Genomic DNA, 25,083 nt, shown 5'->3' with positions numbered 1-25,083 from the left:
TGACACACGGGTGGGGACCTATGACACACGGAGACAGCACTCGCGGACAGACGACGCAAGACTATCTGACCGGCGTGAGCATCCTCGTCGTCGTACTGGCGGGCGTGTTCGCGTTCATCCCGGGCATCTTCGTCCCGTTCGAAGACCCGGTTTCGACGGCACAGTACAGCAACGCGGACGAACTAGCCGACGAGATACTCGAGGCGGCCGCCGTTCCCGGCCGGGAGAACGTACTCGATTCCGACGTACTCGTCAACGGGACCGAGAGCGTCTTCGCCGATACCGCCGACAGCGACGGCCGGTACGCGGGCCTCGTCGCCCAGACCGACATCCCGGCGAACACGCAGACGAACGTCTCGCTCCAGCGCTACGAGGAGGACGCCGACCGGTGGCACGCCTACCAGAACGTGACCGGCGACGGCGGCTTCGACGACGACGACGCCTACTACGGCGACGCCGCGGCCGCCCAGAGCGTCCGTGTGGTGACGTTCGCGCGCCGGGACGCGTGTGACCCGTCGTGTCGACTGGTCGTCAGGGTGTGGAGGAACTGATGAGCCGCGCACAGGCGTACACGCTGGAGGGCGTCATCGGGGCTATCGTCGTCATCACCGCCGTCCTGTACGGGCTACAGGCGGTCGACACCGCCCCCTACACCGGCGGTACCGACGAGATATCGACCGACCTGCTCCGACAGGAGGCCAGCGACACGCTGACACTCGCCAAAGAACAGGGGGCCCTGGAGCGGGTGGTCCGCTGTCACGCCACGAGCGGGAGCGACCCCGAGGGGTCGCCAAACGACTACATCGGACTGGGGTCGGACCCGGACCCCGGCGACCCGAGCAACGCCACGGCGTTCGGGTGGCTGCTCAACAGCACGTTCAGCACCGTCGGCTACAAGTACGACGTCGACTTCTACTACCGGCCCGGGGCAGGGACGGGGGCGAGCGGCCGCCAGCACGTGTCGGTTCTCGACAGCGGGAACCCCGGCAGCAGCGCCGTGACGGTCAGCGAGTCCGTCACGCTGTACGACGGCGAGCGGACCTACACCGGGGCCGACTGCGAGGAGCCGTCGGTCCCGCTGGAGCCGGCGAGTGGCTCGACACCGTTCTACGTCAAGGACGTGGACCCGACCGGCTCCGAGACGGCGGTCCACAACGTCGTCGACGTCCACATCACCGTCTGGAGGGGTGGGTGACGGATGGGACGCCCCACGCGCGACCGCGGCCAGTTGCTGCTCGTCGGCGCGGTCGTCATCGCGACGGTCATCGTCTCGATGGTCGTGTTGCTCAACGGCATCCAGTACACCGAGCAGGTGGGCGCGGAGAGCGGACTGGCGACGGAGCCGGGACCGGAGCGACTGGAGCGGACGGTCCGGGCCGACACACAGCGGCTACTGTGGGTCGCCGGGTCCGCGCCCTCGCCGTACGTCACCGGCTCCACCGAGTTGGATACCGAGCAGTACGAGACGACACTCAGGGAGACGGTCGGGGCGCGGTCGCCAGCCGCGGTCACCGTCGAGTACGACCCGAGCGCAGCCGCTGGCGGCGACGTGGCCCGCTCGCGCGATGTCCAGTCGTTCGCGGCGACGGACCCACCGCCGTCACCCGGTCCCACACAGCGGGACAGAGCCATCGCCGACGACATCGGCCGCGTCGTCGTCGCCGACCTCAACCTCACCCGGCGGCCGGGCGCGGGGACGTTCGTGTTCAACATCACCGACGCGGACCCGGACGACGGCGACGCGTGGCTGCTCCGCGTCGGGGACGGCAGCGTCGAAGTCGTCCCCGAGAGCGGGCCGGCGTTTCGCCCGTGTGGTCCCGCCGGCACCATCCGCTCGGACGCGTTCGTCCACGTCCGCATCAGCGGGAACCACGGCGAAATCGCCACCAACGACAGCGACGTCGACTGCCGTCCCTTCCGGGTGACGCCGACGTTCAGTGGTTCCGGCGAGTACGACGTGGTGTTCAACGACAGCCACCACGCCAAGGGGCGATACAACGTGACGGTCGCCGGCGGCACGGGCGGCGTCGAGGCGAGCGCAGTGCCCGACGCCGAACCCGGTGTCGTCGTCAACCCCGCGTACAGGCTGACCTACGACAGCGCGGCCCTGCACTACGAGACGACCATGCAGACGTACAACACCACGCGACCATGACAGGAGCGACCTTCGCCGGCGACGAGCGCGCGGCGTCGATAACAGTCACGCACGCGATGACGATCGGTATCACGGCCATCCTCATCACCGGCCTCCTCGTCGGCGCGGGGACGATGTACGACCGCCAGCAGGAGCGGGCCGTCCGCATCCAACTCACCGACATCGCCGGCGAGGTGCTGACCGAGATTCAGCAGGTCGACGAACTCGCCGGCGACTCGTCGACGAGCGTCGTCCGCCGGACCGACCACCCCCGGACTGTCGGCGGGTCGAGTTACCGGATAACGCTGGACGACAGCGGCTCGTCCCCGCGGCTCCGGCTGACGGCCGACGGCTCGCGGGTCACGGTGACCCAGCCGCTGCGGACGACGACGCCCTTCGAGGGGACGGAGCGCGTGACCAGCGAGAACCTCGTCGTCCGGTTCTGTCCCGACCCCAGCGGGCCGGACCAGTTGACAATCGACGGTGATTGCGCGTGACCGACACCCGTGCCGTCGCCGACACGGTGGCGTTCGTCCTGACGTTCGCGCTGGTCATCACCTCCGTCGCCATCGTCGCCACCGCCGGTCTGGGGACGCTGACCGACCTCCGGAACACGGAGCAGGTCAACAGCGCCGAGCGGGGGATGCAGGGGCTCGGCCAGAAGTTCGACGACATCCAGCACGGCGACGCCCCCCAGCGGAGGGCGCAGTTGGCCGTCAGCGGCGGCCAGTTGTACCTCACGCAGTCGTCGTTCGGGGTCGACTGGCAGGGCGGCCCCGCGCCGGAACTCGACCCGACCGTGATGGCGCTGGAACACCGGCTGGCCGACGAGCGCGTCGTCTACGAGAACGGTGCCGTCTTCCGGTCGAACGGCGGTACCGCTCGCCGGTCACCGACGGTGTACTGCCGCAACGACCGGGCGGTCGTCTCGCTGGTCGCGTTCACCAACGGCACCTACGACATCGCACTGGGTGCCGGCGAGAGCCGCGTCGAGGACGTGGGTCCGGATTCGCTCCCGAACGGGTCGGTCGCCGTCAGCGACGAGGGGCGCGTGGGCCTGACCGCCGAGCGGACCGGGACGGAACTGGCCCACAACTACCACGACGCGACGGCGACGGAGCGAGTGACCGTCGACGTGTCCGACACGGCTATGCCGGCCCACTGGCGGCGCTACTTCGCGAGACAGAGCGGCTGGACACAGACTCCGAGCGACGACGACCGGTTCTACTGTGACGCCAACACGGTCCTCGTCCGCGTGACCGGCGTGGAGTTGCGACAGACCTGACCGGGCCGGCCCAACGGGGGCGGCGTCCGGCGGCTCCCCCATCAGGTCGACGTGACTCGCCGCCAGAGGCCGAGTTCGACGACCAGTCCGGCGACACCGGCAAGCACGAACACGCCCGACAGCAACCGCCACTCCCCGTCGAGATACTGGAGGACGCCGACTGCGGCTATCACGCCGTAGGCGACGGGCTGATACCGCGGGTCGTTACGGACTCCCTCGACGGTCTCGGCGAAGAGCCACGGGACGACGAGTATCCAGAGGACGATGTCGTAGACGCTGGGCGGGCCGGCGTAGACGAACTCGAAGTACGTCGCCGCGACGACGAACGCCGTGACGACCAGTAGTGCGAGGAGACGGACGCGGCTCCGGAGGGCGTGGAGGGCGAGCATCGGTCGGTTCGGATGGAGTCACCGCCGATATTTGTGCCTACCGACGGCCGCCCCAGCACCCGCCGACGCGAACCGTACGCCCCGGCGGTCACGGTGTCCCGCGAGTGCCGGACGTGTCGACGGGGGCGAGACAGCGAGACGAGCGCCCGTCGGAAAAGCGGACGATATTGGCTCAGCCGCTCTCGAGGTCGACGGTCGTCACGTCGATGTCGATGGGTAGCTCGACGCCGCCGCCGGACGCGCCGCCGGAGGAACCGGAGCTACCGGATGAACCGGAGCTACTCGAACTGCTCGACGACCCGGTCCCGGAGGACCCGGTAGAACTCCCCGTCGAGCCGGTCCCGCTCGAACCGCCCGAGGAGCCACTGGACGCACCGCCCGAGGTGCCGCTGGACGCGCCGCCAGAGGAGCCGGAACTACCGGACGAACCGGAGCCGTCGTCGGGTGGGTCTGGCACCGTCGACTCGTCCACGTCGACGAGAACCGCGGCGTGGCCGTGGTCGACCCCGTCGTCGAAGTGCATCACGACGAGCGCCTTGTCCTCACCGACCGCGACCGTGTCACCGTCGAGGTACTGCGAGCCGACGAGGGCCTGCTGGCCGTCCTGCCACCACGCGGCGTTGCCGGCCGACAGCGTGTCGCCGTCCGTGTAGACGGTGTAGGAGTCCGTTCCGGGCCCGACCGCTTCGAGGGCGTCTCCGGCGTCGTCACAGGTCATGTGCGTGAACGTTTCGTTGCCGTGGGTCTGCGACCGGCCCGACGCGCTGTAGTCGCCACAGCGCCACGTCTGGCCGGTGAGGGCCACCGACGTTCCCGGGTCGAGACCGACGATAGAGTAGGTTCGGGACTGGGGCTCCCGCCCGGCGGCGTTGAGCGTGCTCGCGGTCGTCCCGGCCGACTGTGCCGTCGTCCCGTCGGGGAGCAGCCGGTGGGTCTGTCCACCGACGGTTGTCTGGACGGTCACCGGCGCGTGGTCGATGCGCCGAACCTGCGTCAGCCGACTCTCGCGAGCGACCTGCTTGAACACTGGTTCGAGTTGGCTGGCGTTCGTGGCGTGGTAGTAGCTCCCGCCGGTCTCCTCGGCGACGCGCTGGAGTTGCTGGGCGTCGACGCCCGACCCCAGCCCGATGGTGTAGATGGTGATGTTGTGCCGGGCCGCCTCGCGGGCCGCCTCGGTCGGAGACGGCTCGCCCTCGTTGTGGATGCCGTCGCTGAGCAACACCATGACGCGCTCGTTCGACGAGGAATCGAGGGACTCGATTCCCTCGTAGATACCAGCCGAGATGTCCGTTCTGCCGCCGGCGTCGGTCGCCAGCGACTCGTTGACCGACGCGAAGTCACCGGAGACCGTGTGTGTCTGCTCGGCGTCGGAGTCGAACTGCACGACGCCGGCCCGGTCCATCGTGTCGTTGAGTTGCCCGATGAACGAGCGAGTCGCGTCGATGCGCTCCCCGTCGGGGTCGTTGCCTTGATTGTAGAGGAATGCGGAATCGTAGCCGCCGATTTCGACCGTTTCACCCGGGTAATACAGCTCCTCACCGTACCGCCCGTCGTAGTATCGGAGTATCCGGTTGTCGGGAACCGTGTACTCGGTCGGGCCCCGAATCCTGCCGATGTAGTTGGGCTGGACCATCGACCCGGTCTCGTCCAGCACGAACGAGACGTCCATGGGCGCGCGGTACTGTTCGGCGACGACCTCGTGTTCGGACTCGTTCTCGGTCCCGACCTGCGCGCCGAGGAATTCGACGTTCGCGGCGGTCCCTTCGACGACCACCGTCTCGCCGTCGAGCGTCAGCGGCGGCGTCTGTGCCGTGCCCGCGTTCGACCCGGACCCGGAGGCGTCCGCCCCACCGCTGGCCGTGTCGTCCGTCGCATCGGTGCCGTCCGAGCAGTGCGGGTTGTTGTTCCGGTTCTGCGGGCCGTTGCTGTTGCCGGGGTTTTGCTCGTCGTAGTTGTCGCACTCGTTACCGTGCCCGCGGTCGTCGTCGCCACCGGTGGTACCGGACCCACCCGTGGTCGCGTTGGCCGCGCCGCTGGAACTACCAGTGGTACCGCTCGACCCGCCGGAACTCCCCGCCCCGCCCGAACTGCCGGACGAAGCGCCACTGGACGAACTACTGGAACTACTCGACGAGCTACTGGAACTACTCGACGAACTCGAACTGCCGGACGCGCTCGGTGCGCTCCCCGAGCCTTCGAGGTCCGACCACGTCATCTCGACGGAGTTCGAGCCCGTGCTGGTGGTCGCGCCCAATTCCGTCTCGGCGTAACGGGCCCACGCCCCCGCGTACCGGGTGTTCGTTATCTCGATGGTGATGTCGACTTCGCGGAAGTTGCCGCTGCCGTCGGTCCAACAGCTCCGTAGCTGCTCGACCATCCGCCGGGTGGCCTCGCGGGAGGTGCCGACGTCGTTTGACGCGACGATCTCTCTGTCCTCCGAGAGAGCCTCCTGCTTGTTCACGTCGACGAGCGAGAGGTCGATGCTGTCGCCCGAGACCGTCAGCGACGGCGGCGACACCATCACCGACCCGCTGTCGGTTCGGCGCCAGACGCCGCCGCCCTGATAGGCGACCCGTCGGTCCTCGCCCGCGTAGACTATCGTCCCCATCTCCCGGCTCGCGCGACAGACCCCGTTGCCGTCGACCCGTATCTCCATCCGCGTCGTGTCGTCGACGGTCAACTTTCCGTCGGACTGCCCGGCAATGCGGAAGCTCTGGGTGGCCTGCGTCGAGCGCTGTGAGAGGGCGGTCAGCCTCGCACCGGCCTCGGCGACGGAGTCTTCGGTCAGCCCCGCCTGCGTCTCTTGCTGCACTGTTCCGACAGCCGAACTGCCGACGACGACGACAAGGATTGCCCCCACGGCGACCATCCCGAACAGCACAGTGACACTGAGGATGTCCGAGATAGCCCTGTCGTTGGTCGCCCACTTCGTCCCTTCCCCGTCCATATAGTCGTAATCATTTATCCATCCCACATAAAGATAGCGAGCTTCTTCAGTTGATGAAACGCGTTCTCCGCGTGGACCAAATGTAGTCACCATCGAAATTTCCGGTTCCGTCTGGCGGTTTTTGGCGACAGAGCTACGGTGGCACGAGTTTTCCCTGAACTATCAGGCCTCCGGTGCGCGAGGACTTACCCGAATGTCCTCATGTGTTCGTTTCCGCCACTAGGTTCCATTTCATCGACTTCCGCCAATGAGTCACAGACTTCTGCCACCGTCTCTACATCAGCCTGAGTATCCATCTCTTCAAGCAACTCCTCGGGAGGGAGTTACCGAACGGCGATTTCGGGATGGAGAACGATTCTAGCGGAGTTGCGACTTCCCTGTTTACGCCGGTAAAATTCGGATGGACTCGCCGGGATTTGAACCCGGGGCCTCTCCCATGCCAAGGGAGTGATCTACCCCTGATCTACGAGCCCGCGACGCAGTTCCAGTTTTCCGGTGCCATTTCTTAAACCCATCGAAGCGGTTCAGGGGTGAGAGTCGGTGCCGTCCCGCAGTCCGTGCGAATCTGCCACAATAGATAAGCCGGTCGAGCGCCACCGTTTGAAGAACGCGGGTCGCGGGTCACGCGGAGAGTCATGGTCAGGGTCACAGGCGCGGACGGGCACGCAACCGCGGGGTCGCGTAGCGGCGACCGCGGGCAGACGACGCTCGATTTCGCCATCGGGATGAGCGTGTTCCTCGCAGTGTTGCTGTTCGTCTTCACGTTCGTCCCGGGGTTGCTCGCGCCGTTTACCGGCGGCGCGGAGGGCCAGACGGTGGCGTCGGACCGCGTCGCCGACCGGCTGACGAAGGCGACGCTCGGGGACCCACAGGAGCCGTACACGATACACCGGTACTGCACGGTGGCGTTTTTCGGCAACGACGACGCCCCGGGTCGGTGTAGCGGCGACTGGAGCGGTGGGACGGCCGTCGAGACGCAGTTGGGCCTCGACGGCGACCGGCGGAGCGTGAACGTCACGGTCCGCGGGAACGTCACGGACGGGGGTGCGAGAGACGAAATCCTCTGTTGGGACAGCGGGGCCGACGCGCTCGTCAACGCGACGGACACCGGGGCCGGCCCGGACGGCTGTGACGACGGCGGCGACACGGTGTTGACCCGCGGGCCGGCCCCGCCGGGCGGGAGCGACGGGTCGGTGACCGCGCTGCGGGTGGTCTCGCTGAACGGTCGGGACGTGACGGTCTCGGTGGAGTTGTGGTAGGATGCGCGGGCAAGCACACACCCTCGAAGCCATCGTGGCGAGCCTGCTGTTGCTGTCGAGTCTGGTCATCGCCTTACAGATGACCGCCGTGACGCCGCTGTCGGCGAGCACGTCGAGCCAGCACATCGAGAACCAACAGCGGGCCACGGGCAACGGCGTCCTTGCGGCGGCGGCCCGGGCCGACTCGCTGAAGCCGGCGGTACTGTACTGGAACAACAGCACCCGGTCGTTCCACGACGCCGACGACGCGGGGTACTACGCGAGCGCGCCGCCGGACAACGAACTCGGCGCGATGCTCAATCGCTCGTTCGACCGGCGCGGCATCGCCTACAACGTCTACTTCCGGTATCAGGACGAGGGCGGCGAGGTCGTCAGCCGTCGGTACGTCTACAACGGCGTCCCGACCGACAACGCGGTCAGCGCGGGGCATACGGTGACGCTGATGGACCACGACCACCTCTACGACGCCGACGGGACGCGCAACGAGACGCGACTGGGCCACCGGAACACAACCTATCCGATGCCGAACCTGTCGTCGAATGTGTTCAACACGGTCCGGGTGGAGGTGGTCGCGTGGCGCATCTGAGCCGCGGGGACCGCGGGCAGATAATCCTCCTCGCAGCGTTCGTCCTCGCGGTGACGTTCGTCGCGCTGGCGCTCGTGGTCAACTCCGCCGTCTTCACGGAGAACCTCGCCAGCCGGGGCGAGACGGCGGGGAGCGACGACGCGCTGGCGATGCGAGCGATGGTCGAGCGCAACGTCGGCGACGCGCTCCGGTCGGCCAACGCCTACAACCACACGACCACCGTCGCGCTGGACAACGCGCTCAACCGCAGTATCAACGCCACGAGCGCCCAGACCGAGCAACAGCAGGCTCTCCGGGGACGGGTGGTGAACGCCACGCACCGGTACGGCGAGCGCGAGCGCGGCCGACGAATCGCACAGAACAGCACGGCCGACCCGCGGCCGACGTTCGCGTCCGCGGCCGGCGCGGCCGACTACACGGTCGCACGTGGCGTCGACCGCGAGTCGGGGGCCAACGGGACCCGCGCGTTCCGCCTCAACGCGACGGCACTCGGGACCGGCAACAGCAGCGCGTTCGTCGTCGTCGCCAACGACACGTCCGCCGGCGGGAACGAGAACACGTGGCGCGCCCACGTCTATCGCCAGTCCGGCGAGGTGCGGGTCCGGACGGTGAAGAAGGCGGTGGGCGAGTCGCCGGTCGTCGAGACCTGTGGCGTCGCCTCGACGGGGCCACACGTCACGGTCGACCTGACGAGCGGGCTGGTCAACGGGACGCGGTGTGACGCGCTGGGGGTCCGGATGGACGGCGAGAACCTTCAGTTCGGGGCCGGCGCGGGCGACGACTACGACATCGAGTTCCGGAACGCCGACGGGATTCGCGGGAACTTCTCGGCGGTCGTCAACACCGTCTCCGTCCCGGGAACACACGTCAACGCCGGCCCGGGCGGGCCGGACAGCCAGCCCTACGAGACGACGGGGTACTACAGCGTCACCGTCGAGTACAGCTACGCCGCGCCGGACCTGCGGTACGTCGCCGACGTACGGGTCGCACCGGGTGAGCCGGATGGGGAGTGAGCGCGCCCGGGCGGTCTCGACGACCATCTCCTACACGCTGACGCTGGCGATAGCGACGCTGTTGGTCACCGGGCTGTTGGTCGCCGGGAGCGGCTTCGTCGAGGACCAGCGCGAGCAGGTCGTCAGGGACGAACTGACCGTCGTCGGCCAGCGGGTGGCCGCCGACCTCGGGCAGGCCGACAGGCTGGTCCGGGCCGCGGCGGAGTCGTCGCCGACGGTCCGAATCGACCAGACGTTCCCCCAGCGGGTGTCGGGCACCAGCTACCGGGTCTCCATAGCGGGCGGCGACCTCGTCCTGACTGCGAGCGCGGTGAGTGTCCGGGTCACCGTCCCGGTCCGGGTGTCGACGAGCGTCGCCGACTCGTCGGCCGACGGCGGGACGATACGGGTGACCTACACCGGGAGCGAGTTGGTGATTCGGGATGTCTGACCGCGCCGTCAGCGAGGTGTTGAGCTTCGCGCTGGTTTTTACGCTCATCATCGCCTCCATCTCTCTCGTCTCGGTGAGCGGCCTCGACAGCCTCCAAGAGGTCCGCGACGGCGAGCGGGCCGAGAACGCCGAGCGGGCGTTCGACGTGCTCGCAGACAACGCGGCGGACGTATACGAGCGCGGGGCACCCAGCCGCGCGACGGAAATACAACTCGGGGAGTCACAGCTCCGGACCGCGGAGAACGTGACGATGACAGTCTACGCGAACGGGAGCGGCGGCGTCATCCGCGAGCGCGACTGGCGGGTCCGACCCGTCGTCTACGAGAGCAGCGGCGAGCGCCGCGTCGTCTACACCGCGGGGGCCGTGTTCCGCACGAACCCCGACGGCGGGGTCGTCGTCCGCACCCCGCCGGTCGTCGCCGACGACGAGCGCGTCCTCGTGCCGGTCGTGGGCGTCAACCGCCCGTCGGCTCGTAGCTTCGGCGGGTCGACCGCCCTCGTGCGGCTGACACAGCGGACGGCGACCGTCGTGTACCATAACCGGAGCGCCGACGCCGAGGAGATTCGCGTCGTCGTCAGTGACACGCCGCGGGCGAGCCTGTGGGCCGACGCCTACGAGCAGCGCGGGTTCGACTGCGACGGCATCAACCGCACCGCCGTCGGCTGTGCCGTCGACGACCCCGACGGTATCGACCGCGCGTACGTGGTCTACCACGACATCCGCGTCGCCATCGCCCGGTAACGGCAGGGGTCACCTGCCGGTGACGTTGACCCGGTTGACCGAGATGTGGAGGTACGAGATGCTGGGGACCGTCGGCCGCCCGAAGACGTTCGTGGACTTGAGGGTGCGGTCGAAGTGTATCTCGGAGTTCTGTCCCAACTGGGCGTTGGAACTGCCGCCGGCGACGATGGAGCCGTAAACCGCCGCCTGCTGGCGGACCTCCACATCTCCGCTGCTCCCGCCGGGACCCGGCGGCGCGTAGACGATGCCGTTGAACGTCGCCTGCTGTGTCACGTCTATCTGACAGCCGGCGTCACAGTATATCCAGAACTGCCGGGCGTCCCAGCCACGGTTCCACACCCTCGCGTCGTTGCCCGAGACGGTGACTTGGTCCGTCGTGTAGACGCTCACCCGTCCGTCGCCGACTACTGTGACGTTCCCGCCGATGTCGAGCGCCCGCCCGTTATCGAGTGCGATTTCCACGTCGCCGGACCGCGTGTCGAGAATCAGTTTCTCGCCGCCACTGACCTGAAGGTCTTGGTTGTCGACGTAGTAGCTCCCCGCACCGAGCGTTATCTCGCCGGTGCCACACCCGGAGTAGCGGAGACCCTGCGCGGCGTTGAGACAGGCCTCGTCGGCGTTGTCGTTGTCGGCCGCGATGCGCGCTATCGCGTCGTCTATCTCGTTGTCGACCGGCTGCGCCGTCTCGAACGAGGCGTTGTCGTTGCACCAGCCGCCGACGTGGGTCGCACACTCACCGGAAGAGACGGTCCCCTGCCCGTAGCGGAGGTTCCCGCTCAGGCCGGACATCCCGCCGCCGAAGGTGGCGGAGCCGGCCGTCGTCAGGTTGCCCGTGATGGCGGAGTTCCCGTTGAAGTTGACGCTCATCGCGGTCCGCACGTCGGAGGGTCCCGCGGCGGCCGCCGGTGGGGCTTTCCGGTCGTCCGGGACAACCGTCGAATTGTAGCTGTCGACGACGACGGTCGAGCCCGACTGTATCGTGAGCGTGCCGCCGCCGGCACCGCCGACGGACATGGCGTTCGAGAGCGTCCGTTCGTCCTGTCGCAGCAGCGTCAGCGTCGCCTCGCGGTTCGCGTGGTCGACTGTGACGCCGCCGTCGGTCCGGGAGCGGAAGTAGTCCGCCCACGCGCGGTAGTAGTCGCTCTGGACGACAATCCGGACTTCGCCGCTTCCCAGCGGGTTCGCGCGGCCGAGCGACGCGTTGGGGTACGCGAGCGTCGAGCCGTTCTCGCTGACGACCGCCGCGCTCCCCAGTGACCGGTCGCCGGAGACGGTGACGAGTGGGAGCGTCAGCGTCGAGTTCCGGTAGTGCAGTTCCGGCGGCGACACCATCACCGCGTTCCCGTCACCGTCGGACCGCCAGACGCCGCCGCCCTGATACGCGACGGTCGTCCCCTCGCTCCCCTCGAACACCACTTTCCCGACCTCCCGCTCGACGACGGGCGTGGGCTCGCCCTCGACTTCGACCCGTATCGTCCCGCCCTCGGCACCGCTGACGACGTGGTACTGGCTCGCCCCGACCGTCGAGAGGTCGACGGTCTGAGTTCGGGTCCGCCCGAGCGCGACCAGCGCGGTCTGGGAGTCCAGTTCCGTCATCGCCTTCTGTGCCTGCTCGGCGGTGAGCTGTGACTGGGTGGACGTGACGGCACCGGCCCCGATAGCCACGACGACGGCCGTCCCGACTATCACGACCGCGAACATGAGCGCGGCACCGAGCGGAGCGGTCTGCCCACGCCTGTCCGACGAACCGGCCACGAGACCCATTTTCGACCGTCTTTGTGCGGTGAGGGGGATAGTTCGCCCGATCAAAATATCAAAATCGATAATCGATAAGGGGTGAGACCCGCCGTCATCTCGCCGCACCGACGCGGTGACCGAGGCGGCCCGCGCCGGCGGCCGTACACAGATGGAAACCGTTTAATCCCGCGACCGGCGATAGTCGGTGGGAACAGCACGACCGCAAATCTGACTCGCCGCGGACTTCCGTGACTTGGGATTGCGGCCGTGTCCGGCAGCACTCGCTGCCGATACGCTTCGCTAGCGGCTCGTGCGGTTCCAACCAGCAACTATGGCACGAATGCACACCCGCCGTCGCGGCTCGTCCGACTCGGACAAGCCGGCGGCAGACGAACCCCCGGAGTGGAGTGACGTCGACGACGACGCCGTCGAGGAGCGCGTCGTCGAACTCGCCGAACAGGGCCACTCGCCCAGCGAAATCGGCCTCAAACTGCGCGACGAAGGCGTCCAAGGCACGCCCGTCCCGAACGTCAAGCTCGCCACCGGCAAGAAGGTCACCGAGATTCTCGAGGACAACGATGCCGACCCCGACCTCCCCGAGGACCTCCGGAACCTGATGGAGCGCGCCGTGCGCCTCCGCGAGCACATGGACGAGAACCAGACGGACTACCAGAACAAGCGTGCGCTCCAGAACACGCAGTCCAAGATTCGGCGGCTCGTCGACTACTACCGCGGTGACGAGGTCGACGAGGACTTCACCTACAGCTACGACGCCGCCGTCGAGCTGCTGAACGACGAGTAACACACCGATGTCGACGACCGGTCGGGACTCGGCACCAGCCCCCGCGGCCAGCGACGCCGCCGCGACGCTCCGCGATGCGGCGTTCGTCCGCCTCGTCAGCGACGCGACCGGCGAGGCCGTCGCCGCGACCGGCGTGTTGGCCCGGGCGCTGGCCGACCGCGACACGCCGTTTCAGGCGAGCGTGGTCGGTCCCTTCGCCGACCCCGACCGCTCGACGGAGGCCGACGCGACCGTCGCGCTCGGCCGCGAACGGCCGGCCGCCGACGTGTCGCTCGTCGCGGACGCCCCAGCGGCCGCGTTCGCGGCCGCGCGAGAACTGGACGCCGCGGCCTCACCGACGCTCGCGCTCGCCGGCGGTGTCGCCGGCGGGCGAGTCGACGGGGCGCTCGCGGACGCCGCCGAGCGGGCGGGCCTGTCCCGCCGGCCCGGCGTCGCCGTCCCGGTCGCGGACCTCGCGGACGGGCTGGCCCACTCGACGCTGCTGTCCGCGCCCTTTTCGGGCGACGAGGAGCGCGCGCGGGCCGCGTTGGCCGAACTGGACCTGCCGGCGGAGTGTGGCGACGACGAGTACCGGCGAGTCGCCTCACTGGCCGCCCTCGCCGCCACCGGCGGCGACGCCTCGCCGCGGACGGCCGACGCCATCGAGCGTGCGCTTCGCCCGTACGCCGGCGGCCCGTTCGAGACGGTCGGCGGCTACGCCGACGTGCTCGACGCCGCGGCCCGGGAACGACCCGGGACCGCCGTCGCGCTCGCGCTCGGTCACGAGGCCGTCCGCGAGACCGCACTGGACGCGTGGCGGACCCACGCGACCCGCGCTCACGAGGCTGTCGCGGCGGCGACGACCGGCCGGTACGACGGCCTGTTCGTCGCCCGCGGCGACGCGATGCCGGTCGACACCGTCGCCCGACTCGTCGCCGACTTCCGGTCGCCCGAGCCCGTGACGCTCGTCGTCACGGACGGCGGGGCCGCGGCTCGCGGCGTCGACGGTCACGCGGTCGCCGAGCGGACGGCGGCCGCCACCGACGCCGTCGGGGGCGACGCGGTCGGCTCCGGAAGCCGGGCGCGCGCCCGCTTCGACGCCTCGACCGCCGACTTCATCGAAGCGTTCCGGGAGGCGACATGAGGCGGGCACAACTGCGGACCACGCACGGCTCGCCGGCCGCCGCCGAGCGCATCGCGGCGGCCCTGTCGCCGGACAACACCGACGAGATGACCACCCGCGTCGACGGCGACGCCGTGGTCACGACCGTCGAGCGCGACACCACCGGCGGCCTCCACGCCACCGTCGACGACTACGTCGTCAACCTCCGGGTCGCAGCACAGCTCGCAGACCAACCCACAGAACCCAACCATGAGTGAACGAAGCGTCTCGAAACGCGCACAGCAAAAGCGGTGGTACACCGTGCTCGCTCCCGAGCAGTTCGACCGGGAAGAGCTCGGCCGCACCACGGCAGACGAACCGGAAAAGGTGCTCGGTCGCACCGTCGAAACCACGCTCGGCGAACTGCAAAACGACGCCAGCGAGAACAACACGAAGCTGACCTTCAAGATCAACGAGGTCGCCAGCGACTCCGCCTACACGGAGTTCGTCAAACACGAGCTGACGCGGGACTACCTGCGCTCGCTCGTCCGCCGCGGCTCCTCGAAGGTCGCCGCCTACGTGACCGTGCTGACCACGGACGACTACCGCGTGCAGGTCCAGCCGGTCGCCGTCACCACGAAGAAGGCCGACGCCTCCCAAGAGAAGGCCATCCGCCGGACGATGATCGACCTCGTCGAGGAGACGGCGCGGGAACACACGTTCGAGGAACTCGTCGACTCCGTCGTCGAGGGCCGCCTCTCCTCGGCCATCTACAGCGAGGCCAAGGACATCTACCCGCTGCGGCGGGTCGAGGTCCAGAAGACCACCCTCGAAGCGCGCCCCGAGGAAGTCGCCGCCGAAGAGGAGACCGCCGTCGACGTCGACGAGGACGACGTGGACGTCGAGACCGACGACTGATTCGGTCACGACGCCGCCACGACGTTTTTTCGGTCCCGCCCCCGAGTGGCGACGCCGTCCACGGGGGTTAACACGTCGCCGGTCCCACAGGCAGTATGGCAGACGCAGCCGACTGGATAGCCGAGACGGTAACGAGCGACGCGGGCTGGTCGCACCTCGAAACTCTCGTCGACATCGGCGACCGGATGGCCGGCAGCGAGGGCGAGCGGGCGGCGGCCGAGGCGACCCGGGACGCACTAGCCGCTCACGCCCGCGACGCTCGCGTCGACGGCTTCGAGATACAGGGCTGGGAGCGGGGCGACAGCGAACTGCGGGCCGACGGCGAGGCGGTGGCGACGGCCGCCCACGAGGTCATCGCGCTCCCGCGGTCGCCCGCTGCCGCGGTGACCGGCGACCTCGTCGACGTGGGCCACGGACTGCCCGAGGACTTCGCCGACGCCGACTGCGAGGGCGCGGTCGTGCTGGCCCGCGCGGACGTGCCCGACTGGTACGACCGCTACATCCACCGCGGGGAGAAGTACCACCACGCCGTCGAGGCGGGCGCGGCCGCGTTCGTCTACCGCAACCACCTCGACGGCTGTCTGCCCGCGACGGGCAGCGTCGGCGGCCGCGACGGCCCGCTGGGCGAGATTCCCGCCGTCGGCGTCTCGAACGAGACCGGCGCGGAACTGGCCCGACGCTTCGCGGGCGTGCCGGTGACCGTCGCCGTCGACTGCGAGACGCCCGCGGCCACGAGCCAGAACGTCCGGGCGGAACTCGGTCCCGACACGGACGAGCGCCTGCTCGTGACGAGCCACGTCGACGCCCACGACATCGCCGAGGGCGCGATGGACAACGGCGCTGGCACGGGGATGGTCGTCGAGGTCGCCCGGGCGCTGGCCGCCCGCGAGACCGAACTGGACACGCGGGTCGAGTTCGTCTGTTTCGGGGCCGAGGAGGTCGGCCTCGTGGGCTCGCACCGCCTCGCCGACCGCGTCGACCCCGACGCGGTCGCGGCCGTGCTGAACTTCGACGGGGTCGTCGCGGCCCGCGACCTCAAGTGTTTCACCCACGGCTTCGCGGCGCTGGAGGCGGCGGCCGAACGCGCCGCCGACCGGTTCGACCACCCGGTCGTGACGACGCCAGAGCAAGGGCCCCACAGCGACCACTGGCCGTTCGTCCAGCGGGGCGTCCCGGGGTATCACGTCACCAGCGAGTCCGGCGCGGGGCGGGGGTGGGGCCACACCCACGCGGACACGCTGGAGAAACTCGACGTGCGGACGTTCCGCGAGCAGGCGCTCGTCCTGACCGAACTGGCCGTCGACCTCGCTCGCGAGGGCGTCGCACCCGAGCGCGCGGACACGGCGACCATCGCCGCGGCGCTCGAAGCCCAAGGGCTCGCCGAGGGGATGCGGATAACCGGCGAGTGGCCCTACGGCGGGTGACGGGCGCGGCTACGCCTCCGTCGTCGCCGCCGGGTCGTCGGTGACGACGACGGTCCCGACCATCCCGCCTCGCTCGTGAGGGATGCAGAAGTAGGGGTACTCGCCGGGGACCTCGAAGGTGTGTTCGAAGGCCTGTCCCTCGAACAGCGTCCCGTCGGTGCTGTTGCCCCACGCCTCGCGGGCGGCGTCCTCGGAGTCGAAGCCGCCGGAGGCGAAGAAGTCGGCCCCCTCGGGCAGGCCGCCTTCGTAGGCGGTGACGGTGTGGCCCTGCTTGCTCGTGTTCAGCCACCGGACGGTCGTTCCGGGTTCGACGCGGAGTTCCCGCGGGCGGAACACCTTCGCGCCCATCCCCACGTCGTACTCCTGACTCGCGCCGCGGCCGCCGATACACCCGGCGAGGGCGGCCGTCGCGGCCGCGCCACTCGCCCGGAGGAAGGCCCGTCGCTCCATACCCGCCGCTCCGAACTCGACGGACAAAGACGCCTCGGTCTGGGCCGGCTACCGGAACGTGAGGCCGTCCCGCAGGTCCCGAACCCGCGAGAGCAGGGCCTCGCGCGCGTCGTCGTCGCCGGTCAGCGTGACGTGGCCCATCTTCCGCAGGCGGTAGACCTCGTCCTTGCCGTACCAGTGGAGGTGGGCCTGCGGGGTTTCGAGGACGCCCGTCGCGCCCGAGAGGCTGGCCGCTTGGCGCTCCGCGACGTCGCCGAGGACGTTCGTCGAGACGGTCGCCGACCGGCGCTCGGTCGTCCCCAGCGGGAGGCCGGCGACGGCCCGGACGTGTTGCTCGAACTGCGAGGTGTGACACCCCTCGATGGTCCAGTGCCCGGAGTTGTGCGGGCGGGGCGCTATCTCGTTCAGCAGAATCCGGTCGTCGCTGGTCTGGAACAGTTCGATACCGAAGACGCCCCGGCCGTCCATCGCGTCGAGTACGTCGCCGGCGACCTCGCGGGCGCGCTCGCGGACCGCGGGGTCGGCGCGGGCCGGCGCGACCGTCTCCCGCAGTATCTCCTCGCGGTGGATGGTCTCGGTGACCGGGAACGTGTCGCGCTCGCCGTCGCCCCGACAGCCCATCACCGCCAGTTCGCGCTCGAAGTCGACCATCTCCTCGACCATCGCCGGGCCGGCCACGTCCTCGATGGCCGTCTCCACGTCCTCGGGGCCGTCGACGGGGACGTTCCCGCGGCCGTCGTAGCCGCCGGTCCGGGCCTTCAGCATCGCCGGGTAGCCCAGTTCGTCACAGGCCGCCCGGAGGTCCGCGGCGTCGTCGACGGCCCGGAACTCGGGGACCGGAACGCCGGCCTCCGAGAGCGTCCGCTTCTGGACGAGCTTGTCCTGAATCGTCCGCAGCGTCTCGGGCGCGGGGTGGACCGGCGTGCCGGTCTCCTCGGCGACCCGTTCGAGGGTGTCCGGGTCGGCCAGTTCTATCTCGAAGGTGAGCACGTCGACACGTTCGGCGAGGTCGCGGAACGTCTCGGCGTCGTCGAACCCGCCGACGAGCTGGTCGCGGACGACCGGGGCCGCCGGACAGTCCGGCGTCGGGTCGGCCACGACGAGGTCGACCCCCAGCGGCGCGGCTGCCTCTCCCATCATCCGACCGAGTTGCCCACCGCCGACGACGCCGACGGTGAGACCGGGCGTGCGCGTCATAGGCCGCGCTACCCCAGCGGCGCGCTTAAGCGTTCGTTTCTCCGTCGACGTGTGACTCGTGTACCCAGACCGTGAAGACGTTCGTGTAGCCGCTCGTGCGCAGTCGCCGAGTGCGCTCGACGTAGCCGGCCGCCCGGAGTCGGTCTCTGGGGACCGTCGAGTCGAACGCCTGCGTGACGAGCATCGGCGGCCGGTCCTGTTCGGCCCGGACCGACAGCGCCGTCGGCCGGTTCTCGCAGGCCACGTCCACGTCGCCGGCGGCGAAGTACCACGGCATCGGCAGCGTGTTGTGCCACTTCAGGCAGGTCGGCTCCTTCGGGTAGAACGACTGGTCCCACCCCTCCCGGTCCTGCTCGACGAAGGCGTTGGACTCGTCGTAGGCGTCGCCGGTCTCGCCGTGGTAGACGACCACGTCCGGCCCGGCGGCGTTCTCGGTGGCGATACGGTCCATCGCCGCGAGGTCGGCCCGGAGGGGCTGTTGGGGCTGTGCGTACTGGACCAGCGGGTTCTCGTCGGCGGTCGTGTTCGTGTAGACGTTCGTCACCGCCACGTTGGCGACCAGCAGGGCGACCAACAGGAGTATCATCCCGGCGAAGGCCACGCTCGTCGTGTCGCGGTCGTCGAGCCCGTCCAGCCCCCAGCGGAGGACGGCCGCCAGCGCGACGGCCGCCGGAATCGCCAGCGGGACGACGACGTGGACCGCGAGCCACGGCGCGCCGATGTCGGTCCCGATGGGGTAGCCGACGACGGAGACGAAGCCGCCGTAGGCGACGAACGGGACGAGGTGGCGGGACTCGACCGCCCCGAGCCTGTCGAGCGCGTAGCCGAACACCGAGAAGGCGACCAGCGGGGCGCAGGCGTAGCCCAGCGTCTCCAGCAGGACGGCGTAGTGGCGACGGGACTCCTCGACGATGCCGGTCACCGACGCGACCACGCCGCCCGCCTCGGTCCCGTCGGCGGTCTTCTGTGCGGCCGGGTCGAACCACGCGGCGTACTCGTGGACGACGTACCGGCGCGTCTCGGCGAACAACTGCGGGAACTGCGAGGGGTCCGAGAGCGCCTGCCCCAGCGTGAGCGGCGTCCGCGGCTCCGCGAAGACGTTGTACTCGACGCCCAGCGCCGACCCGCGAGCGGCAAAGAGGAACAGGCCGACGCCGAGAAAGAGCACGACGGCGGCGAGCGCGTGGACCGCGTACGCACCGAACAGCCGGACGAGGCTGTCGTGGCGCGCCCGCAGCGAGCGGGCGTAGCGGACCGGCCAGTAGGCGTCGGCTTTCACGCGGCTGACGACGCGGGCCCTGATTTCGCCGGGCGACGGGCGCGACCGGAGGAACGCGGCGGCGTCGCGGTAGCCGTTGGGGAGGACGACGACCTTCGCGGCCAACAGTCCGAGCGCGCCCAGCCACGTCAGGACGTAGACGATGGCGTTCTCCTTCGAGGCGAACCCGAGCGCGACGAAGAAGGCGACGCCGTAGAAGTAGCGGGGCCGCCGGGTGTCGTAGAGGCGGACGAGCAGGCCGAAGGCGGTGAACATGAACGCCGCGACGAGTACGTCGCTGCGCATGAACCGGGAGTAGTACAGCAGGGCGGGGTTGACCGCGAGCAACAGCGCCGCGAACACGGTCTCGCTGCCCCGGAGGTGCCGGCGAAACAGCAACGCAGTCAGGGGCAACAGGCCGCCGACGACGGCGACCGGGAGCCGCATCGCGAAGTCGGTCGCCCCCAGCAGCGGGAACAGCCAGCTGTCGACGTGTTGGAGCAGGGGTCCGTGGACGATGCGGCGGTAGACGAACGACCCCTCGTCGGCGAGATGCAGCGCCCAGTACGCCACCCGCCCCTCGTCGTAGTGGGCGACGCGCCGCCCGAGCCACGCGAGCCGCAACACCAGCGAGAGGACCGTGACGCCGACGACTGCCTTCGTCACGGCGTGGTCGGTCCCGTCGACCCACGACCGGGCGCTGTCTCTGGCGTCTCGGAGGGCGGCCACCAGCGACGACCCTTCCATGTCCGAGGCAAGCACGGTCGGGGTTAGAATCCTTCTGGTTTCCGTCGTGGAACGGTAGTACTTTACCCGCGCCCCTCTCGGCGTCTGGTATGGTGCAGCTCGGGCTGGTCGTCGCCCAGTACGACAAACACGGGGCGGTCATCGACGCGATGGAACAGTCGGCGCGGGCGGCCGCGACGGAGCTCGACGCCGAGATCGTCGCGTCGGTCGCGGTCCCCGGGGCCTACGACACGCCGCTGGCCGCCGACCGGCTGGCGCGCCGTGACGACGTCGACGCCGTCGCCGTCCTCGGAGCCATCGTCGCCGGGGACACCGACCACGACCACGTCATCGGCGACGCCGCCGCACAGGGACTGACGGAGGTCTCGCTGGAGCGGGACACCCCCGTCACGCTGGGTATCATCGGCCCGGGTATGAGCCAAGACGAGGCCGAAGCGCGCACCGACAAGGGCGCACAGGCCGTCACCAGCGCTATCGAACTCGCCACCGAACTACCATGACCATGGACTTCGCAGCACGGGTCGAACGTGTAGAGCCGAGCGCGACGCTCGCGATAAGCAACAAGGCCTCCGAACTGGAGGCCGAGGGGATAGACGTCGTCGACCTCTCGGTCGGCGAACCCGACTTCGACACGCCGGAGAACATCAAGGACGCCGCCAAGGCGGCGCTGGACGCCGGCCACACGGGCTACACGCCCTCGAACGGCATCCCCGAACTGAAAGACGCCCTCGTCGACAAACTCCACGACGACGGGCTGACGCAGTACGGTCCGGACAACCTCATCGTCACGCCGGGGGGCAAGCAGGCCCTCTACGAGGTGTTCCAGACCGTCATCGACGACGGCGACGAGGTCGCCCTGCTGGACCCGGCGTGGGTCTCCTACGAGGCGATGGCGAAGCTCGCCGGCGGTACTCTCACCCGAGTCGACACGGCGGCCCACGACTTCCAACTGGAGGGCGCACTCGACGACCTCGCGGACGCGGTCTCGGACGAGACGGAACTGCTCGTGGTCAACTCCCCGGGCAACCCCCACGGCGCGGTCTACTCCCGCGCGGCCATGGAGGGGGTCCGCGACCTCGCCGTCGAGCACGACATCACCGTCATCTCCGACGAGATTTACAAGGAGATCACCTACGACGGCGCGGAGGCCGTCTCGCTGGGCACGCTCGACGGGATGGAAGACCGGACGGTCACGCTCAACGGCTTCTCGAAGGCCTACTCGATGACCGGCTGGCGGCTGGGCTACTTCGCGGCCCCCGAGGAACTGGTCGCACAGGCCGGGAAGGTCCACTCCCACTCCGTCTCGTGTGCGGTGAACTTCGTCCAGCACGCCGGCGTCGAGGCCATCCGCAACACCGACGACGCCGTCACGGAGATGCGCGATGCCTTCGCCGAGCGCCGGGAGTTCCTCATCGACCTGTTCGAGGACCACGGCGTCCGCGTGCCCGAGCCACAGGGCGCGTTCTACATGATGCCCGAAATCGCGCCCGACGGCGACGACACGGAGTGGTGCGACGCCGCCATCTCCGAGGCCCACGTCGCCACCGTCCCCGGTAGCGCCTTCGGGACGCCCGGCTACGCCCGCATCTCCTACGCCAACAGCAAGGAGCGCCTGCAGGAGGCCGTCGACCGGCTGGCCGACCACGACCTCATCTGAAGAACCGCGTCGCTTCAGTCGCCTCTCGCCGCACGAACGACGCCGCGACCGCCGCACGAACGACGACGCCCGCGTCTCAGCCCCGTTCTTCGAGGACGCGGTCGATTATCTGGCCCGTCGAGAGGAGTCGGTCGGCGTCGTCGCGCTCCAGCGGCGTCGCCCGCCGTATCTCGCAGTCGATGCCGCGGTCGGCCAGCGCCGCGGCCAGTTTCTCCTCGTCGTGGTGCTGGTCGTACCCCAGCGCGATGACGTCGGGGTCGATGCGCTCGATGGGGACGAAGATGTCCTCGGGGTGGCCCAGATGGGCCTCGTCGACCGGCTTGAGCGCCGCGACCATCGCCCGGCGCTGTGGCCCGGGGACGACCGGCGGCTCCTTGTGGGTGACGTTGACCGAGCGGGCGAGGATGACGTGGAGTTCGTCGCCCATCGCCGCCGCGTCGTCGAGGTAGTGGACGTGGCCGGGGTGAAGGATGTCGAACGTGCCTTGGGCGACCACGCGGGTCACGTGTCGAACTCCTCCTCGCGCAGTTCGGCGTCGATGTCCGACTGGTCGAAATCGAAGAAGGTCTCCTCGGGTGGCTCCACGTCCAGCACCGGTAGGTCGACCGTCTCGCCCTCGTCGTCGAAGGCCCGCCAGTCGTCGGTCCCGTACGGGTAGCCGACGATGATGTGGACGTCGCCCCGGCCGAACGTCTGGAGGTCGGCGTCGCTCGGCTGGAGCACGCCGTTGGGGTGGGAGTGAATCGAGCCCGCGGCCCGCAGGTCGTTGGGCACCATGCTCGTCTTGACCGTCGCGCTGACCGGGTTCGACTCCGTACCGGGGATGACGAGTACGTCGGTCAGGGCGGTCCCGTCCGCGTCGAGGCCGAACTTGGCCGCGTCGTCGCCCCGGAGCAGCCCCATGTACTCGTCGGGGTGGGCGTCCTCCGACGCGGCGAGTGCGAACTCCAGCGCGGACTCGGCGATGCCGACGATACCGCCCGAGCGAAACAGCCCCATTATCACCCACTCGGGCGGGGCGCGTTCTAAGGGTTCCGCTCCCGGCACTGCTCCGCCGACAGCCGACCAGCGATTCCGAAGAGTACAAACGGCGCAGTGCCGAAGTGACGCCAAATGTCTTCGCCAACTGGCACCGACGACGGTGCCGCGGTCTCCGACGGAACCCCCATCGTCTACGATCTCGCGGCACAGTGTACGTCCGACGACCTCGAATCGGGAGCGCGTTACGCCGCCAGCGTCAACGGCGTCGTCGAGTACGGCGTCTTCGTCGACCTCTCTACCTCGGTCTCGGGACTCGTCCACAGTTCGAACCTGCTCGGGCAGTACGACGTGGGCGACGAACTCGTCGTTGAACTGGGCGAGGTCCGCCCCGACGGCGACCTCAGCTTCGAGGAGGTCCGGCTGGGCGACTACGAGCGCGAACACGTCCCCCACGGGACCGCCACGGCCGTCACGGACCTCGCGGACGCCACCGGCGACTCGGTCGTCGTCGAGGGCGAGGTCGTCCAGATACGCCAGACCGGCGGCCCGACGGTCTTTCAGGTCCGGGACGGCACCGGCGTCGTCCCCTGTGCCGCCTTCGAGGAGGCCGGCGTCCGCGCGCACCCGGCCGTCGAAATCGGCGATGTCGTCCGCATCGGCGGCCGCGCCGAGGAGCGCGACGGCGGGACGCAGGTCGAAGTCGACTCCTTGACCGCGCTCGACGGCGACGACGCCGCCGACGTGCGCGCCGACATCGACGACGCGGTCGCCGCGGCCGCCGAGCCCGCCGACGTGGAACCGCTTGTCGACTGGCCCGCCTTCGAGAAGCTCCGGGACGACCTCCGGGCGGTGGCAGCCGAACTCCGCCGGACGGTACTCGAAGGGCGGCCCATCCGGATGCGCCACCACGCCGACGGCGACGGCCTCTGTGCGAGCGTCCCGCTACAGGTCGCGCTGGAGCGGTTCATCGCCGACCACTACGAGGACGACGACGCCCCCCGGCACCTCCTCAAGCGCCTCCCGAGCAAGGCTCCGTACTACGAGATGGAGGACGTGACCCGGGACCTGAACTTCGCGCTGGAGGACCGGACCCGCCACGGCCAGAAGCTCCCCATGCTGTTGATGCTCGACAACGGCTCGACCGAGGAGGACACCCCGGCCTACCGGAATCTCCGGCACTACGACATCCCGGTCGTCGTCGTCGACCACCATCACCCCGACCCCGAGGCGGTCGAGCCGCTCATCGAGCAACACGTCAACCCCTACCTCCACGACGAGGACTACCGCATCACCACCGGGATGCTCTGTGTCGAACTCGCCCGGATGATAGCGCCCGACCTGAGCGACGACCTCACGCACGTCCCCGCCGTCGCCGGCCTCTCGGACCGCTCGGAGGGCGAGGCGATGGCCGACTACCTCGAACTGGCCGCCGAGAAGGGGTACGACGAGAGCGACCTGCGCGACATCGGCGAGGCGCTGGACTACGCGACCCACTGGCTGCGCTACGACTCGGGCGAGCAGCTCATCACCGACGTGCTCAACGTCGACTGCGACGACCGGGCGCGCCACGAGGAGGTCGTCGACCGCCTTGCGGAGAAGGCCGAACGCGACGTGGCTGAGCAGCTCGACGCCGCGATGGCCCACGTCGAACACGAGCGCCTCGACAACGGCGCGCACCTCTACCGCGTCGACGTTGAGAACCACGCCCACCGCTTCACCTACCCGGCCCCCGGCAAGACGACCGGCGAGATTCACGACCGGAAGGTGGCCGAGACGGGCGACCCCGTCATCACCATCGGCTACGGCCCGGACTTCGCGGTGTTGCGCTCCGACGGCGTCCGCCTCGACATCCCCACAATGGTCACCGAACTCACCGAGGAGGTCGACGGCGGCGGCGTCTCCGGCGGCGGCCACCTCGTCGTCGGCTCTATCAAGTTCGTCTCCGGCCGGCGCGACGCGGTACTCGACGCCTTGGTCGAGAAGATGGCCGACGCCGAAATCGACGAGGCGCTCGGCAGTTCGACCGCGCTGCCCGACGACGCCTGA

At 69.5% G+C, this 25,083-nt stretch carries 26 protein-coding genes and 1 tRNA gene; 18 read left to right on the top strand and 9 right to left on the bottom strand.

The window, feature by feature from the left end; all coding sequences use genetic code 11:
• Positions 1-20 precede the first annotated feature (20 nt).
• From ACV7JO_RS04105 to ACV7JO_RS04085, 5 genes are read left to right on the top strand one after another with little or no spacing between them, the layout of a single operon-like run.
• Positions 21-551 (top strand): DUF7287 family protein, encoded by a 531-nt coding sequence (locus ACV7JO_RS04105; protein WP_470355076.1) that lies wholly within the window; start codon positions 21-23, stop codon positions 549-551.
• Complete coding sequence (locus ACV7JO_RS04100) at positions 551-1,195, top strand: DUF7288 family protein (protein WP_470355075.1); 645 nt, start codon at positions 551-553, stop codon at positions 1,193-1,195. Before ACV7JO_RS04105 ends, ACV7JO_RS04100 begins: the two co-directional genes overlap by 1 nt.
• A gap of 3 nt (positions 1,196-1,198) precedes the next feature.
• A complete protein-coding gene (locus ACV7JO_RS04095) occupies positions 1,199-2,155 on the top strand; it encodes a DUF7261 family protein (RefSeq protein WP_470355074.1) in 957 nt (318 codons plus the stop codon).
• Positions 2,152-2,631, top strand: coding sequence for a DUF7266 family protein (locus ACV7JO_RS04090; RefSeq protein ID WP_470355073.1), 480 nt, complete (start codon positions 2,152-2,154; stop codon positions 2,629-2,631). Before ACV7JO_RS04095 ends, ACV7JO_RS04090 begins: the two co-directional genes overlap by 4 nt.
• Entirely contained in the window at positions 2,628-3,419 is a 792-nt protein-coding gene (locus ACV7JO_RS04085; protein WP_470355072.1) for a DUF7289 family protein, read from the top strand. The genes ACV7JO_RS04090 and ACV7JO_RS04085 overlap by 4 nt, the downstream gene beginning before the upstream one ends.
• A gap of 41 nt (positions 3,420-3,460) precedes the next feature.
• Here ACV7JO_RS04085 and ACV7JO_RS04080 read toward each other — a convergent pair whose 3' ends face one another.
• The 3 genes from ACV7JO_RS04080 to ACV7JO_RS04070 all read right to left on the bottom strand — a co-directional run bounded on the left by ACV7JO_RS04080 (position 3,461) and on the right by ACV7JO_RS04070 (position 7,228).
• Positions 3,461-3,808, bottom strand: coding sequence for a DUF8064 family membrane protein (locus ACV7JO_RS04080; RefSeq protein WP_470355071.1), 348 nt, complete (start codon positions 3,806-3,808; stop codon positions 3,461-3,463).
• 172 nt (positions 3,809-3,980) lie between these two features.
• Complete coding sequence (locus tag ACV7JO_RS04075) at positions 3,981-6,755, bottom strand: vWA domain-containing protein (protein WP_470355070.1); 2,775 nt, start codon at positions 6,753-6,755, stop codon at positions 3,981-3,983.
• Positions 6,756-7,156: 401 nt separating this feature from the next.
• Positions 7,157-7,228 (bottom strand) — tRNA-Ala (locus ACV7JO_RS04070).
• A 162-nt stretch (positions 7,229-7,390) separates the two neighbouring features.
• On the opposite strand from ACV7JO_RS04070, the gene ACV7JO_RS04065 reads away from it, so the two are divergent.
• Genes ACV7JO_RS04065 through ACV7JO_RS04045 form a run of 5 tightly spaced genes read left to right on the top strand, consistent with a single transcriptional unit; the run spans position 7,391 to position 10,785 of the window.
• Positions 7,391-8,014, top strand: coding sequence for a DUF7287 family protein (locus tag ACV7JO_RS04065; protein ID WP_470355069.1), 624 nt, complete (start codon positions 7,391-7,393; stop codon positions 8,012-8,014).
• Position 8,015: 1 nt separating this feature from the next.
• Positions 8,016-8,600 (top strand): DUF7288 family protein, encoded by a 585-nt coding sequence (locus ACV7JO_RS04060; protein ID WP_470355068.1) that lies wholly within the window; start codon positions 8,016-8,018, stop codon positions 8,598-8,600.
• The gene (locus ACV7JO_RS04055) at positions 8,588-9,613 is read left to right on the top strand and encodes a DUF7261 family protein (RefSeq protein ID WP_470355067.1); all 1,026 of its coding nucleotides are present in this window, start codon (positions 8,588-8,590) and stop codon (positions 9,611-9,613) included. The genes ACV7JO_RS04060 and ACV7JO_RS04055 overlap by 13 nt, the downstream gene beginning before the upstream one ends.
• The gene (locus ACV7JO_RS04050) at positions 9,603-10,043 is read left to right on the top strand and encodes a DUF7266 family protein (RefSeq protein WP_470355066.1); all 441 of its coding nucleotides are present in this window, start codon (positions 9,603-9,605) and stop codon (positions 10,041-10,043) included. Before ACV7JO_RS04055 ends, ACV7JO_RS04050 begins: the two co-directional genes overlap by 11 nt.
• Entirely contained in the window at positions 10,036-10,785 is a 750-nt protein-coding gene (locus tag ACV7JO_RS04045) for a DUF7289 family protein (RefSeq protein WP_470355065.1), read from the top strand. Before ACV7JO_RS04050 ends, ACV7JO_RS04045 begins: the two co-directional genes overlap by 8 nt.
• A 9-nt stretch (positions 10,786-10,794) precedes the next feature.
• On the opposite strand, the gene ACV7JO_RS04040 is transcribed toward ACV7JO_RS04045, so the two are convergent.
• The gene (locus ACV7JO_RS04040) at positions 10,795-12,486 is read right to left on the bottom strand and encodes a DUF7289 family protein (protein WP_470355064.1); all 1,692 of its coding nucleotides are present in this window, start codon (positions 12,484-12,486) and stop codon (positions 10,795-10,797) included.
• Between the two features lie 367 nt (positions 12,487-12,853).
• On the opposite strand from ACV7JO_RS04040, the gene ACV7JO_RS04035 reads away from it, so the two are divergent.
• The 5 genes from ACV7JO_RS04035 to ACV7JO_RS04015 all read left to right on the top strand — a co-directional run bounded on the left by ACV7JO_RS04035 (position 12,854) and on the right by ACV7JO_RS04015 (position 16,747).
• Entirely contained in the window at positions 12,854-13,324 is a 471-nt protein-coding gene (locus tag ACV7JO_RS04035) for a 30S ribosomal protein S15 (RefSeq protein WP_470355063.1), read from the top strand.
• A 7-nt stretch (positions 13,325-13,331) separates the two neighbouring features.
• A complete protein-coding gene (locus ACV7JO_RS04030; RefSeq protein ID WP_470355062.1) occupies positions 13,332-14,447 on the top strand; it encodes a hypothetical protein in 1,116 nt (371 codons plus the stop codon).
• The gene (locus tag ACV7JO_RS04025) at positions 14,444-14,683 is read left to right on the top strand and encodes a KEOPS complex subunit Pcc1 (protein ID WP_470355061.1); all 240 of its coding nucleotides are present in this window, start codon (positions 14,444-14,446) and stop codon (positions 14,681-14,683) included. The genes ACV7JO_RS04030 and ACV7JO_RS04025 overlap by 4 nt, the downstream gene beginning before the upstream one ends.
• Positions 14,676-15,323, top strand: a complete 648-nt coding sequence (locus ACV7JO_RS04020) for a 30S ribosomal protein S3ae (protein ID WP_470355060.1) — start codon at positions 14,676-14,678, stop codon at positions 15,321-15,323. The genes ACV7JO_RS04025 and ACV7JO_RS04020 overlap by 8 nt, the downstream gene beginning before the upstream one ends.
• A gap of 95 nt (positions 15,324-15,418) precedes the next feature.
• The gene (locus ACV7JO_RS04015; protein ID WP_470355059.1) at positions 15,419-16,747 is read left to right on the top strand and encodes a M28 family peptidase; all 1,329 of its coding nucleotides are present in this window, start codon (positions 15,419-15,421) and stop codon (positions 16,745-16,747) included.
• A gap of 9 nt (positions 16,748-16,756) precedes the next feature.
• On the opposite strand, the gene ACV7JO_RS04010 is transcribed toward ACV7JO_RS04015, so the two are convergent.
• From ACV7JO_RS04010 to ACV7JO_RS04000, 3 genes are read right to left on the bottom strand one after another with little or no spacing between them, the layout of a single operon-like run.
• Entirely contained in the window at positions 16,757-17,197 is a 441-nt protein-coding gene (locus tag ACV7JO_RS04010; protein ID WP_470355058.1) for a plastocyanin/azurin family copper-binding protein, read from the bottom strand.
• 48 nt (positions 17,198-17,245) lie between these two features.
• Positions 17,246-18,394, bottom strand: a complete 1,149-nt coding sequence (locus ACV7JO_RS04005) for a 5-(carboxyamino)imidazole ribonucleotide synthase (RefSeq protein ID WP_470355057.1) — start codon at positions 18,392-18,394, stop codon at positions 17,246-17,248.
• Between the two features lie 25 nt (positions 18,395-18,419).
• Entirely contained in the window at positions 18,420-20,399 is a 1,980-nt protein-coding gene (locus ACV7JO_RS04000; RefSeq protein WP_470355056.1) for a flippase activity-associated protein Agl23, read from the bottom strand.
• 89 nt (positions 20,400-20,488) lie between these two features.
• Between ACV7JO_RS04000 and ribH the strand changes: the two genes are divergently transcribed.
• On the top strand, positions 20,489-20,899 hold the full coding sequence (gene ribH / locus ACV7JO_RS03995) for a 6,7-dimethyl-8-ribityllumazine synthase (RefSeq protein WP_470355055.1): 411 nt from the start codon (positions 20,489-20,491) through the stop codon (positions 20,897-20,899).
• Positions 20,896-22,056, top strand: coding sequence for a pyridoxal phosphate-dependent aminotransferase (locus ACV7JO_RS03990; protein ID WP_470355054.1), 1,161 nt, complete (start codon positions 20,896-20,898; stop codon positions 22,054-22,056). Before ribH ends, ACV7JO_RS03990 begins: the two co-directional genes overlap by 4 nt.
• Before the next feature lie 76 nt (positions 22,057-22,132).
• On the opposite strand, the gene ACV7JO_RS03985 is transcribed toward ACV7JO_RS03990, so the two are convergent.
• The gene (locus tag ACV7JO_RS03985) at positions 22,133-22,561 is read right to left on the bottom strand and encodes an FAD synthase family protein (RefSeq protein ID WP_470355053.1); all 429 of its coding nucleotides are present in this window, start codon (positions 22,559-22,561) and stop codon (positions 22,133-22,135) included.
• On the bottom strand, positions 22,558-23,055 hold the full coding sequence (locus ACV7JO_RS03980) for a JAB/MPN domain protein-containing protein (protein WP_470355052.1): 498 nt from the start codon (positions 23,053-23,055) through the stop codon (positions 22,558-22,560). The genes ACV7JO_RS03985 and ACV7JO_RS03980 overlap by 4 nt, the downstream gene beginning before the upstream one ends.
• A 114-nt stretch (positions 23,056-23,169) precedes the next feature.
• On the opposite strand from ACV7JO_RS03980, the gene ACV7JO_RS03975 reads away from it, so the two are divergent.
• Positions 23,170-25,083 (top strand): DHH family phosphoesterase, encoded by a 1,914-nt coding sequence (locus ACV7JO_RS03975; protein WP_470355051.1) that lies wholly within the window; start codon positions 23,170-23,172, stop codon positions 25,081-25,083.

The sequence above is a fragment of the Haloarcula sp. MBLA0138 genome, assembly GCF_055632455.1.
The sequence above is the reverse complement of the archived record's forward strand: the minus strand, read 5'-3'. Positions and strand labels throughout refer to the sequence as shown.